10 protein-coding genes are annotated in these 13,121 nt (G+C 55.1%); 2 read left to right on the top strand and 8 right to left on the bottom strand.

Annotated elements, in window-relative coordinates:
• Positions 1 to 24: 24 nt before the first annotated feature.
• Positions 25 to 1,242 carry a methionine adenosyltransferase gene (gene metK, locus GRI36_RS01035; protein ID WP_160596776.1) on the top strand — a complete coding sequence of 406 codons (1,218 nt, stop codon included), beginning with the start codon at positions 25 to 27 and terminating at the stop codon, positions 1,240 to 1,242.
• A gap of 70 nt (positions 1,243 to 1,312) precedes the next feature.
• Here metK and GRI36_RS01030 read toward each other — a convergent pair whose 3' ends face one another.
• The 6 genes from GRI36_RS01030 to GRI36_RS01005 all read right to left on the bottom strand — a co-directional run bounded on the left by GRI36_RS01030 (position 1,313) and on the right by GRI36_RS01005 (position 6,101).
• Entirely contained in the window at positions 1,313 to 1,729 is a 417-nt protein-coding gene (locus GRI36_RS01030; RefSeq protein ID WP_235902128.1) for a hypothetical protein, read from the bottom strand.
• An 84-nt stretch (positions 1,730 to 1,813) separates the two neighbouring features.
• Positions 1,814 to 2,359, bottom strand: coding sequence for a GbsR/MarR family transcriptional regulator (locus GRI36_RS01025; protein WP_160596775.1), 546 nt, complete (start codon positions 2,357 to 2,359; stop codon positions 1,814 to 1,816).
• Between the two features lie 85 nt (positions 2,360 to 2,444).
• A complete protein-coding gene (locus tag GRI36_RS01020) occupies positions 2,445 to 3,596 on the bottom strand; it encodes a CaiB/BaiF CoA transferase family protein (protein WP_160596774.1) in 1,152 nt (383 codons plus the stop codon).
• A 6-nt stretch (positions 3,597 to 3,602) separates the two neighbouring features.
• The gene (locus GRI36_RS01015) at positions 3,603 to 4,238 is read right to left on the bottom strand and encodes a CoA transferase subunit B (RefSeq protein WP_160596773.1); all 636 of its coding nucleotides are present in this window, start codon (positions 4,236 to 4,238) and stop codon (positions 3,603 to 3,605) included.
• Positions 4,239 to 4,244: 6 nt separating this feature from the next.
• Complete coding sequence (locus GRI36_RS01010; RefSeq protein ID WP_160596772.1) at positions 4,245 to 5,366, bottom strand: ribonuclease E domain-containing protein; 1,122 nt, start codon at positions 5,364 to 5,366, stop codon at positions 4,245 to 4,247.
• Positions 5,367 to 5,381: 15 nt separating this feature from the next.
• Complete coding sequence (locus tag GRI36_RS01005; RefSeq protein WP_160596771.1) at positions 5,382 to 6,101, bottom strand: CoA transferase subunit A; 720 nt, start codon at positions 6,099 to 6,101, stop codon at positions 5,382 to 5,384.
• Positions 6,102 to 6,600: 499 nt separating this feature from the next.
• On the opposite strand from GRI36_RS01005, the gene GRI36_RS01000 reads away from it, so the two are divergent.
• Positions 6,601 to 8,931 (top strand): CDC48 family AAA ATPase, encoded by a 2,331-nt coding sequence (locus GRI36_RS01000; RefSeq protein ID WP_160596770.1) that lies wholly within the window; start codon positions 6,601 to 6,603, stop codon positions 8,929 to 8,931.
• Positions 8,932 to 8,943: 12 nt separating this feature from the next.
• Here the strand turns inward: GRI36_RS01000 and GRI36_RS00995 are convergent, their stop codons facing one another.
• Positions 8,944 to 10,023, bottom strand: a complete 1,080-nt coding sequence (locus GRI36_RS00995) for a mechanosensitive ion channel family protein (RefSeq protein WP_160596769.1) — start codon at positions 10,021 to 10,023, stop codon at positions 8,944 to 8,946.
• A gap of 48 nt (positions 10,024 to 10,071) precedes the next feature.
• On the bottom strand, positions 10,072 to 12,912 hold the full coding sequence (gene polA / locus GRI36_RS00990) for a DNA polymerase I (RefSeq protein WP_160596768.1): 2,841 nt from the start codon (positions 12,910 to 12,912) through the stop codon (positions 10,072 to 10,074).
• Between the last annotated feature and the right edge of the window lie 209 nt (positions 12,913 to 13,121).

Genomic DNA, 13,121 nt, shown 5'->3' with positions numbered 1-13,121 from the left:
AAAGATTTCTTTATATGGTGCATCATGCGTAACAGTTTTCTCTTCACTTCAGAAAGCGTTTCCGAAGGCCATCCGGACAAGGTTTCGGACCAAATCTCGGACGCTATCGTCGACCTATTCCTCGGCATTGATCCCGAGGCTCGGATTGCTTGCGAAACGATGACGACAACCCAATTGGTTGTACTGGCTGGTGAAATTCGAGGTCAGGGTATCTATCAAGACGGTCAATGGGCCGATGGAATTCCCGAGAAAATCGAAGCAGCAGTTCGCCAGACCGTCCGCGAGATCGGCTATGAGCAAGTTGGCTTCCACTGGAAAACCCTCAAGTTCGAGAACAATTTGCACGGTCAATCGGTCGATATCGCGCAAGGCGTTGATGCTGCCGATGACAAGGATGAAGGCGCAGGCGATCAGGGCATAATGTTTGGCTATGCGTCGGACGAGACCCCTGACTTGATGCCAGCAACACTCGATTACAGCCACAAGATTCTTGAACAGATGGCGGCCGATCGCAAATCGGGCAAAGCGCCATTCTTAGAGCCTGACACCAAGAGCCAAGTGACATTGCGTTACGCCAATGAGCGTCCTGTTGAAGCAACTGCAATCGTCGTTTCAACCCAGCACGCGCCGGGATACTACTTCCATAACGGCGAAGGCGATGAGGCAAAATATGCCGAGCTTCGTGATTATGTGAAGGGCGTGATTGCTGACGTGCTTCCGGCGGAACTGCTGACCGACAACACGGTCTATCACATAAATCCGACCGGAAAATTCGAAATTGGCGGACCAGACGGGGACGCCGGATTGACCGGACGCAAGATTATCGTCGACACCTATGGCGGCGCAGCCCCACATGGCGGTGGCGCATTCAGTGGTAAAGATCCGACCAAGGTGGATCGTTCGGCAGCCTACATCACGCGCTATCTGGCAAAAAACATTGTTGCGGCCGGTTTGGCTCGGCGCTGCACGATCCAGCTGTCTTACGCGATTGGTGTGGCAGAGCCTTTGTCGATTTACGTCGATCTGCATGGCACTGGCAGCGTTGACGAAAGCCGGATTGAGGCGGCCATCCCCGGGCTGGTCAAACTTACGCCTAGGGGTATCCGCACGCATCTCGGTCTTAATAAGCCGATCTATCGCGGTACGGCTGCATATGGTCATTTCGGCCGCAAGGCTGAGGGCGATTTGTTCCCATGGGAGCGGACTGATTTGGTTGAGAAGCTGAAAGCCGCACTGGCCTAGTCCGGTTGGATTGCTTGCAATAAAGGCGATCGGTCCTGTCGGAACGATCGCCTTTATTATTTGCCTAAGGCTAAGCGGGGTGCGCTGGCTCAGCAGGCTGTCCGTGCATGGCCGCATCAGCCCATTGGCCTTCGCGGAACCAGGTTCCGACTTTCCGGCCAAATTTGGCAATCGCATTCATGTTGAAGAAGTGCATTGCACCGAGCACCAGCACAGACAGGCCGATTTTGCTGGAGAGGAAGCGAATGGCACCTGCAGCATCGTCCGGCGGATGGCCGAATTGAAGAGCCAGCAGGATGAATCCCAAATTGACCAGATAGAACCCGACCACGAGTAAATGGTTGGTCGACCGCGCCAGTTTCTCGTCATGCCCGAAACAGTCGATCAAGAAGATCTCTCCATTTTTGGATAGGGTGCCAGCGACCCAAATGGTTAGTCCGATGCTGATCACCAAATAGGCGACGTAAATTACAATTGCAGTCATCATAAACTCCTGTTCTTTCTGTAATTAGAGAAATACGTGTTTCTAAGTTTGCCTGGTCTGGTTTGCTCCTTTTAGTTTGTGTGGATTTTAGTCTTTCGACTTACCGGGTAGGAAGCGCGAAACTTTCGAGCCGAGCTTCATGAGTGTGACCAACGTAGATTTAGGCAGGCGCCGGACATCGTCATACCAATGGCCGAGCGTGCCGATAAATTCATGCATCCGCTGGATACGCTGGGTCACGTGTTCGGGTACATCGGTGCGGCCTTCTAGTTGCTCTGCCAATCCGCCGAGCATCTGGATGGTAGGGTCAATTTCACGCTTTTTCCGCTCGCTGACGATTTTCATCAGCATGTCCCATAAATCGGTCTCGGCAATGAAGTGGTCGCGCCGATCGGCCTCGACATGCACCCGCCGGACGATTGCGTAAGATTGGAGTTCTTTGAGCGCAGTGGAAACATTAGACCGCGCTAGCCCTAGGCCGATGGTGATCTCTTCAGCATGCAGTGGACGGTCTGAGAGATAAAGCAGCGCATGAACCTGCGCGACAGACCGGTTCACGCCCCAATGATTGCCCATCTCCCCCCAGTGAAGGATAAAAGACCGGACTTCAGGGATTTCGAGCAATTGCTCCATGATTCATCCATTTCTGTTGGAACAGAAATACCCGAAACATATTCGCGGTCAATGTGATTTTAGGCTGGGTAGTGTTGCGTTTCGTTCAACTGTCCCAACTGGACCAGATCGACACATTTTCCTCGCCGAGCTTCGGTGACGCGCGGCCAAACGCGAGATCGGCGCCCGAAAAGACGAACGGGCTGCGCACCCCAGGCACACCGTCGGTTTCGATTTTCATCCCGCGGGCGGCAACTTGGGGTTCGTCAAAGACCTCATCGATCCGGTTAATAGGGCCTGCTGGCACGCCCGCCAGTTTGCATGCGGCCATTAATTCAGCTGAATTCCATGTACGGACCTCATCAGCGATCTCTTTGTCCATCCAGCCCCTGTTTTCGATCCGCCCGGGGTTGTCTGCTAACCGTATGTCTCCGGCCAGATCATCTCGCTTCAAAACGTGCATCATTTTCACAAAGAGCCGGTCATTGGCGGGCGCAAGAATCACATGACCGTCTGCAGTGGCGAATACCCCATAGGGTACAACCTGCGCATGAGCATTACCCATGCGTGGCGGGTTAGCCCCGGTGGCAAATTGGCTGAGCGCCTGACTCGCCAGGAGCGCGATCGAGCAATCGAGCAGCGACATATCGATATGCTGGCCGGTGCCAGTCCGCTCGCGCATCATCAAAGCGGATTGGATGGCAATTGTGGAATACAGACCGCAGGTCAGATCTGAAATTGAAATACCCATTTTCATCGGATTGCCGTCAGGCTCTCCTGTTAGCGACATAAAGCCACTCATCCCCTGCACGACAAAATCATATCCTGCTTCATGAGCGCGGGGTCCGGTTTGTCCGAAGCCAGTGATGGAACAATAGACTAGACGCGGATTAGCAGGCTGGAGGCTTCGGTAATCGAGCCCGAACTTCGCCAATGTTCCGGTCTTGAAATTCTCCACCACGACATCGGCTCTGCTACACAAATGACGAACGCTATCCAGATCGGCTGGGTCATTGAAATCGGCCACAACGCTTCGCTTGCCGCGATTGCAGGCGTGGTAATAGGCTGCCTCTGGTGCCTCGGCCCCCCTATCAATCCAAGGTGGGCCCCATTGGCGGGTTCCGTCACCGTCAGGGCTTTCGACCTTGATCACATCCGCACCAAGGTCCGCCAAAGTCTGCCCGACCCAAGGGCCAGCCAAGACTCGCGCAAGTTCGACAACTTTCAGGCCGCTTAGCGGAAAGCGGTCATCGTTCATGCCCAATTAGGTGACATAATGTGCGGTTGTCTTTGAAGCGACTTCTTTTGCGGTCACTTCGGGAGCGAGTTCGATAAGCTTGAACGGGCTAGCGTGATCATCGCGTCTGAACACGGCAAGGTCGGTCACGATCATATCAACCACATTGGTCCCGGTGAGCGGTAGTGTGCAAGCGGGAATGAACTTTGGATCACCGTTCTTGCTGGTGTGCTCCATCACAACGATGATTTTCTTAACCCCCGCCACCAGATCCATCGCGCCGCCCATACCTTTGATCATTTTGCCGGGGATCATCCAGTTGGCAATATCGCCGTTCTCCGCGACTTCCATCGCGCCAAGAACTGTCAAGTCGATATGCCCGCCACGGATCATGGCAAAGCTAGCCGCGCTGTCAAAATAGGCCGAATGCGGAAGCTCGCTGATCGTCTGCTTGCCAGCGTTAATCAAATCGGCGTCCTCTTCGCCCGCGAAGGGAAAAGGACCAATGCCGAGCATGCCGTTTTCGGATTGCAATGTTACTTGCATCCCTGCGGGGATATGGTTGGCGACCAGCGTCGGGATACCAATGCCCAGATTGACGTAATAACCGTCCTGCAATTCCTGCGCTGCTCGGGCAGCCATTTGATCACGGGTCCAACTCATTGCGGTCTATCCTTCGGGATTTTGATTTGGTGTGATGAGCGGAAGCGGCGTTATGAACCAGCCAGCTCCAATCAACGATTCAAGTGGTTGCGCAGTGTTGGCGTCTTTCAGATAAAGATACAGCTCGTCAAAATCGGCTCGTGTATCTCCAGCAATCGCCAATAAGCAGTGCGTTTCGGCCAGTTCTTTGCGCCGCGCTTGTTTGCGGTCCTCGATCCGGCGCATCAGCAACAATCCGTCACGCCCGACGGGGTCCATGCTGCTTGCTACCAAAGCCTTGCGCACGGCACCTGCCTGAATCGCAGACAGCTCGGAAATCCAGAAAACCTCAATCTCTTGCGCTCGCAGCGATGCCAGCAATTGTGAAAGCGCGGGGTTGGGCTGTGCCTCAACACCTGGGTCAAAAACGGCATTCTCTGGATCCAGATCAATTAAGACTGCTGGTGGCCGGATGCTGCAATCGGTCCGTATCGGGCTGAGCGTGCCTGGGGCTGCAAGCAATGCCGATTGCCGTGAACTTTGCACAGGATCACGCCTCGCTTGCGAATCGACATAACTATACAGTGCGTCATATGCCCTGAAATCTGTCGGCCCGTATGTTGGTGCGGACTGCGTCACACCTGCGGTTATCGGCGGCGTGCTGGTTGTTGTTGTTGTTGCAACGATCGGCATGGAAACCGCTTGGACGGGCGCAAATGCTTCTTCAAAACGGGGTTCCGCAGTAGGTGCTCCTGCGACCGATGGCTCTTTGTACCCAGTTGTTTTCGGCAACCTGGCGGGAAGTTCGGTGGTCTTTGAAGGTTGGCTCTTCACGGCCACTGCATTTGGGGCTGATTCTGCAAAAGCCCCGGCAATTGTAGGATTTTCTGCTAGCAGCTCGGCAGCGGGCAGAGGATCGGCAACCGTTTCTTCGGAGGTTGCTTCAGCCAATCCTTTCGCAGCAATGGCTGCCTCGACAATCACAGTTGGATCTGCCTGAACAGGATCATCGCTGCTGTCGCCCAATCCGATTTTATCCTTGCCAAACATTGCCCCGCCAGCGGCAACAGGAATCAGCGCCGCGACGCAGCCGCCGAGCAATGGTAACAATGCCAGAGAGGCGGCAAGACGAAGAGAGGCTGGTTTCACGGTTAAGCCTTCCGGTTAGGCATCGGCACGTTCGCGTGTGGTGACGAATTCGATCTTCTTGTCATAGGGCGCGCCCACCACCATTCGTTGCACATACACACCGGGCAGATGGATGCAGTCGGGATCAAGCGAGCCTACCGGCACGATTTCTTCGACTTCAACCACACAAATTTTGCCGCAGGTTGCGGCAGGCAGATTGAAATTGCGCGCAGTCTTGCGGAACACCAGATTGCCGGTCTCGTCCGCCTTCCATGCCTTAACGATCGCAAGGTCCGCGAAGATTCCGCGCTCGAGGATATAATCCTGCGGACCGTCTGGCCCATCGAAGCTTTTGACTTCCTTGCCGTCGGCAACTTGGGTGCCGACTCCGGTCTTCGTATAAAAACCCGGGATGCCTGCGCCGCCAGCGCGCATTCGTTCGGCTAATGTACCTTGCGGGCAAAATTCGACTTCGAGCTCGCCAGCCAGGAACTGCCGCTCAAATTCCTTATTCTCGCCGACATAAGACGCGATCATTTTCTTGACCTGCTTAGTGCGGAGCAGCTTGCCGATGCCTTCATTGTCGATCCCGGCATTGTTGCTGGCAAAAGTAAGTCCAGACACGCCGCTGTCGCGAATCGCATCGAGAAAGCGCTCCGGAATGCCGCACAGTCCAAAGCCGCCGGATGCGATTAGCATGCCATCGCGCAATACGCCTTCGAGAGCAGTTGCAGCATCAGGAAAAATCTTGTTCATTCAGTCCTCCAGCGGGAATAACCTCCTTTAGAATGACGAATGGACGATGTCACCCCAGCCGAAAGGGGGATGGAATGCCGCTCCGCTCAACTTCCCTGCGCATGTTGCGACGCAACAATTAAAAATCGAAAGCGAATAATCTACGGGGGCATCACCGAGAAATTCGGATAAAGCCATTATTTCACAGCAGCTTACATTTTGTTGCACAAAATGCAACTGACCATGCTCTTTTCGCACTTGCACAAAAACCGCCTATCCGCCATTTAGATAGCGCCTTTCAGGCATCCTCTCCCAAACTTTTATAGCCCGGTCGGCAACGACCGGGCTTTTTTCTTGTCTGGCAAGTAAGGGTGCGTTTTCTTCAGTCCGCGCAGCAACATAGGCTGGCTGAGTTTGTGGGCTGCGCGGGGCTCTGGATTGCATCGTCATTTGCATCATTGCCATACGCTACCTAGCTAGAGCTTTCTATTTGTTCCGATATACAGAAAGCAGATGCCCGATGGCCAACGCTAAAGCGACTGAAGCAGAAAAGAAGAAAGACAAAAGCGTGCGGTTGCAAGTCGCAGCAGCGAGGCAGGAAGAAAGCGGTCAAGGTATTGCGCGAATGCCGCGCTCTGCGTTTCAGAAACTTGGCATTACTGAAGGTGACGTGGTCGAGATTACTGGCAAGCGAAGCACGGTAGCGATCGCAATGCCCGCCTATGACGAGGATCAGTCGCTCGACGTCGTCCGGCTCGACGGTCTGCAACGCGGCAATGCCGAAGCGGGATCTGGAGAGCATGTAAAGATTAGCGTGAGCAAATCGCAAGCAGCCACGCGAGTGGTTTTCGCACCGGCGCAGCGCGAAATGCGACTGCAAGGTCCGACCCAGGCGCTCAAGCGCAATTTCTTCCGCAAACCGATTGTCACAGGCGACTTAGTGGCCACCACGGGCCAGCAGCCGGTCCAGAACATGCCGCCACAAGTGCAGCGTATGTTCAATGCGCCAGCCTACGCGCTTACTCAAATACGTTTGAGCGTTGTTTCAACCACTCCCAAGGGTATCGTTCATATTGACGAGAACACCGAGGTCGAATTGCGGGCCGAATTCGAGGAGCCGCGCGATCCGCGTGCGGGCGTCAATTATGATGATGTCGGCGGCATCGGTGACACGATCCAGCAATTGCGCGAAATGGTCGAATTGCCGCTGCGATATCCTGAATTATTCACTCGCCTTGGTGTTGATCCGCCCAAGGGCGTGCTGCTGCACGGCCCTCCTGGCACCGGTAAGACTCGGCTTGCGCAAGCGGTCGCCAACGAAAGCGACGCGGAATTTTTCACCATTAACGGCCCAGAGATCATGGGATCGGGCTATGGCGAGAGCGAGAAAAAGCTGCGCGAAGTGTTCGAGGAAGCCACTCGGGTTGCTCCGTCAATCATCTTTATTGATGAAATCGATTCGATCGCACCCAAGCGCACGCAAGTACCGGGCGAGGCCGAGAAGCGGCTAGTTGCTCAATTGCTGACGCTGATGGACGGGTTGGAAGCTAGGTCTAATCTGGTGGTTATTGCCGCAACCAACCGACCCGATGCAATGGACGAAGCGCTCCGCCGTCCTGGCCGTTTCGACCGCGAAATCATCATCGGCGTGCCTGATGAGAAGGGGCGCCGCGAAATTCTAGCGATTCATACCCGTGGAATGCCGCTCGGCGATAAGGTCAATTTGGACGAGCTTGCCAAGACAACGCATGGTTTTGTCGGCGCCGACATTGCGGCGCTCGCCAGAGAAGCGGCGATTGATGCGGTGCGCGGAATTATGCCGCGTTTGGATTTGGATGAACGCACGGTCCCGCAAGATGTGCTCGACGATCTGTGTGTGACGCGGGAAGATTTCCTGTCGGCGCTCAAGCGTGTGCAACCATCCGCGATGCGTGAAGTAATGGTGCAAATGCCCAATGTCGGCTGGGCTGACATTGGCGGCGTTGATGATGCTATAGACAAGCTCAAAGAGGGCATTGAACTCCCGCTTAAGAACCCTGAAGCATTCGAGCGGCTCGGTATTCGCGCAGCCAAGGGCTTCCTGCTCTATGGTCCTCCCGGCACTGGCAAGACCTTGCTAGCGAAAGCGGTGGCGAAGGAGGCCGAAGCCAATTTCATCTCGATGAAAAGCTCCGATTTGCTGTCGAAATGGTATGGCGAAAGCGAACAGCAGATTGCCCGGATGTTCCAGCGTGCTCGCTCGGTTGCGCCGTGCGTTGTGTTTATCGACGAAATTGACAGTCTGGTTCCCGCTCGCGGTAGTGGGCAAGGGGAACCGCAAGTCACCGGAAGAGTGGTCAACACCATCCTTGCTGAAATGGACGGGCTGGAGGAATTGCAATCGGTGATTGTCATCGGGGCAACCAATCGCCCTGCTTTGGTCGACCCTGCCTTGCTGAGACCAGGCCGGTTCGATGAGTTGGTCTATGTTGGAACGCCCGATGAAAAGGGGCGCGAGCGAATTTTATCTATTCATTCCGCTGACATGCCTCTCGCCAAGGATGTGAAGTTGGCTGATGTAGCAAGCAAAACCGCGCGCTTCACAGGGGCTGATCTGGAAGATGTCGTGCGCCGTGCCGGTCTCAACGCTCTGCGCCGTGCTGGCGGTGACGTGAAACAAGTCACCGCAGCTGATTTTTCCGAGGCGCTTAAAGATTCGCGCGCCACAGTCACGCAAAAGATGGAGGACGAATATAAAAAGATGCGGGGCGAGCTGAAAACGCGCGCTGCGCAGGTTCAGCCCATCGGCTTCGTTCATGACGGGATGTTCGAACCGACCCGTGATAAGAAGCACGGCAATATTGAAGACTAATTTGCAGGTAGATTAATTACCCATAGCACGCTGGTTCGCCGCCTCGACTTCAAGCCGGTGGCGGATCAGCGCATGCGGCATTTCCCTGCGTAGCCAATCGATCATATGTTCGCGCACTGCGCAGCGAAGCGCAAACAATTCGCCAATTGTCTTGGCGCTCATCGAGAGGCGCAATTCAATGCTTTCTGGGTAGGCTTCGGTCATCAGCAGCGCGACCGTGCGGCCATCCCAATTCTCTTGCTCTTCGACAAAGCGGGTAAATTCGGCGCGGATCGGTTCGATTTCTGCCGCTGGATCGAGATGGAGAAAGACCGGACCAGTCAACATCTCGCTCTTGCGAGACCAGTTTTCAAAACTGCTTTCGAGCACTTGCGTTGTGGGCACGATAATCGCCCGCTCATCCCATGTGCGCACGGTAATGAAGCTCATGCGGATTTCCTCGACGCGCCCCGTATGGCCATCGACCACCACCAAATCGCCGATCCGCAGTGGCTCGGTGATTGCCATTTGCAGGCCGCCTATCAGCGACTTGAGCGCAGGCTGAGCGGCTGCACCAATGGCCAATGCGGCAAGGCCGGCTGATGCAAGCAGCGTTGCTCCGATTTCGCTGACACCGGGAATCCCCAGCAGCATTAGCCCGACGGTGATAAAAATGATTGCGAACGTCGCCGTGCGGGACAGTATCGAAATACGCGTCCGGCGGCTGCGGACAGCAACAGGATCCTCCGATGCCTCAAGCTTGATTTCCATCGCAGCAGTGAAGGATTTGACCAAAGTATAGGCGATCCAGCCGAGCAAAGCTGGGCGAACGAATTTGGCAAGCGGTTCCCATACAAATGCGAGCGATGCGTTCGCCTGCGCCACCAGCGTTATGGCGATTGCAATCAGCGACCATTTTATCGGTCTGCGAATGCTTTCAATAATAAGATCATCAGCGGAGCTTTCCGATGCCGCAGTTATCCGCCGCAATATCGCAAAGACAATGCGGTAAATGAAATAGGCGGCACATACAGAAAGCACCAATGCGGCGGCTGCGATGGCCACATCTTCCCAGATTATGGTCCAATTGGTCGGGTTTAACTGGTCGAGCATCGAGCGGCCTTAATTTTCTTCAGGGATTTTTAGAGAGAGCGTAGCCTATCAATGCGCTGCGCCCCAACTTGTGCCCGAACCGATTTCGATTCCCAGCGGCACATCCAGCTTTACCGCCGGCTCTGCAGCCTTTGCCATAACGTTTCTGATAATTGATGTCGCCGCCTCAACATCGCCTTCTGGCAGTTCAAACACCAATTCATCGTGGACTTGCAGCAGCATCCGCACATGGCCGAGGCCAGCAGTGTCGAGCGCCGGCATCATCCGCACCATGGCACGCTTGATAATATCGGCGCAGGTTCCTTGGATCGGTGCATTGATCGCGGCGCGTTCGCTGCCTTGGCGTTCGGCCTGATTTTTGGAGTTGATCCGCGGGAACCAGGTTTTGCGGCCAAACAGAGTTTCCGAATACCCGCGCTCGCGCACCGTCTCCAGCGTTTCAGCGATATAGCGCTGGATGCCTGGGAACCGTTCGAAATACCGGTCAATCATCGCCTGCGCCTCATCGGCTTCGACTCCGAGCCGCCCTGCAAGCCCCCAACGCGATATGCCGTAGAGGATGGCGAAATTGATCGTCTTGGCTTGCGCGCGGGTTTCGCGATTGACCTCGCCATACATTTCGCGTGCGGTGCGCGAGTGGATATCCTCGCCCTGTTCGAAGGCCTCTTTCAGCGAAGGGACGTCCGCCATATGCGCCGCCAGCCGCAACTCAATTTGCGAATAATCGGCGGCGAGCAATACATTACCCTCGTCCGCAACAAATGCTTCGCGGATTTGCCGGCCGATTTCGGTCCGAATCGGAATGTTCTGCAAATTTGGATCGGTGGAGGACAGCCGGCCTGTCTGTGCACCAACTAAGCTGTAGCTTGTGTGCACGCGGCCAGTGTTGGGATTGATCGCGGCTTGCAACGCATCGGTATAGGTCGATTTAAGCTTCGCCAGCTGCCGCCATTCGAGCACCCGTGTGGCAATTCCCGCGCCCTGTTCAGCGAGCTTTTCTAGCATGGTCAGATCGGTCGAATATTGCCCGCTTTTGCCTTTGCGTCCGCCCTTATAGCCAAGCTTGTCGAACAGAATTTCCCCCAATTGCTTGGGGCTTCCGATGGAAAATTCCTGTCCTGCATCTTCGTGAATTTGCGTTTCTAGCGTCCCCATGGTGGTCGCAAATTCTTCAGACAGCCGCGACAGTTGGGCGCGATCAACTTTGATGCCATGCCGCTCCATCTGCGCCACTACGGGCACTAAGGGCCGGTCGACCCGCTCGTATACTTTGGTGCCTCCCTCTATCGGTAATCTCGGTTTGAGCAGCGAGTGGAGGCGCCAGGTCACATCGGCATCTTCTGCCGCATATTCGGTTGCCCGGTCCAGCGGCACTTCGCCAAAAGGGATCTGCTTTTTGCCGGTGCCGCAAACGTCCTTGAAGCTAAGCGGCGAGTGGCCAAGATGCCGGACGGACAATTCATCCATTCCGTGACCGCCGCCGATGCCTGCTTCCCCGCGGCCTGCGTCCAGATCGAAACTGATGATCATCGTGTCATCAATTGGCGAAATCGGGGTGTTGTAACGTGCCAGCACGTTGAGGTCATATTTGATATTCTGGCCGATTTTCAGAACGGCATCGCTGGCCAACAGCGGGCGGAGCGCCTCCAAAGCTTCCTCGCGGTCGATCTGCTTCGGCTTCTCGGTGAACATATCGCTACCGCCATGCGCCAGCGGGATATAGCAGGCCTCATTTGGTCCTGTCGCAAGGCTGATTCCAACTAGATCGGCTTGCATTGCGTCGAGCGCGCTGGTTTCAGTGTCGACCGCAATGACACGAGCCGCGAAACATTTGGAGATCCAGCGGTCCAGCGTTTCGCGATCCTGAACGCATTCATAGGCGCTCCGGTCAATCGGCGTCATTTCGGGCGAAGCTTGGCGGTTGCCCTTTTCTGTGCCTGCTACGCCTGCGGTAATTGCCTTGGCCGGGTTAAGATTGGTTGTGCGCTCTGGACTGCCGCTACCCGTATCCAAACGGCGCAGCAGACTGGTGAATCCATGCTTGGTGAGGAATGTCGCGAGCGGTTCGGGCGGCACCCCGTCTAACTTGAATGATTCGATCGGCACTGGCAGATCGCAATCTTCCTTCAACGTTACCAAAATGCGGCTGAGTTCTGCGTCGGCGCGGTGTTCTAGTAGGCGCTCTTTCAGCTTGGATTTCTTCATATCCGCTGCCGAATCGAGCGCGGCGGTAAGACTGCCATGCTCCTGGATCAGCTTGGTCGCGGTTTTCGGACCGACGCCATAGATACCTGGAATATTATCGACCGAATCGCCCATCAGCGCGAGCACATCGCCAACCAGTTCAGGTGCAACGCCGAATTTCTCAGCCACTTCGGGGATCGAAATGCGCTGATTCTTCATTGTATCAAGCATGTCGATCTTGCCAATCGATTCGCTGCCTTCACCGATTAGCTGCATCAAATCCTTGTCGGATGAAACGATGGTGACATCCCAGTTCTGTGCGGCTGCCGCCCGGGCATAGGATGCAATCAGGTCATCGGCCTCCAACCCCTGCTCTTCGATACATTCGAGGCTAAAGGCGCGCGTCGCATCGCGAATTAACGGGAATTGCGGCACCAGATCTTCGGGCGGGGGCGGGCGATTCGCTTTGTATTCAGGAAAAATATCATTGCGGAAGGAATGACTCGATTTGTCGAGAATCACCCCGAGGTGTGTTGGCCCTTCTGCCTTGTCCAAATCCTCCGCCAGCTTCCAGAGCATGGTCGTGTATCCGTAAACCGCGCCAACGGGCGTCCCCTCAGGGTCAGTTAGCGGCGGCAACCGGTGGTAAGCACGGAAAATATATGCGGAACCATCGACGAGATAGAGGTGCTGTTTTTCGGCCATAGACGCTATCTAGCAGTGCGGAGCCGCTTGGTCAGCTTACTTGCAGAAAGTTTTGCGCAGGGAAAATATAGCGGGATTATAACGCTTTATCAAAAATAAGGCAGAAAAAAGGCAGAAAATGGTCGATGCCTATTGCGCTGACACATTTCTGCCATTATTTAGCACTCACGAAGTCTGTCCACGTGGGAGATTTCGCGTATGGCCAGAAC

It is taken from the genome of Pontixanthobacter gangjinensis (assembly GCF_009827545.1).
GTDB lineage: Bacteria > Pseudomonadota > Alphaproteobacteria > Sphingomonadales > Sphingomonadaceae > Pontixanthobacter > Pontixanthobacter gangjinensis.
Note: the sequence above shows the minus strand (reverse complement) of the source record. Positions and strands in the feature narration are given on the sequence as shown.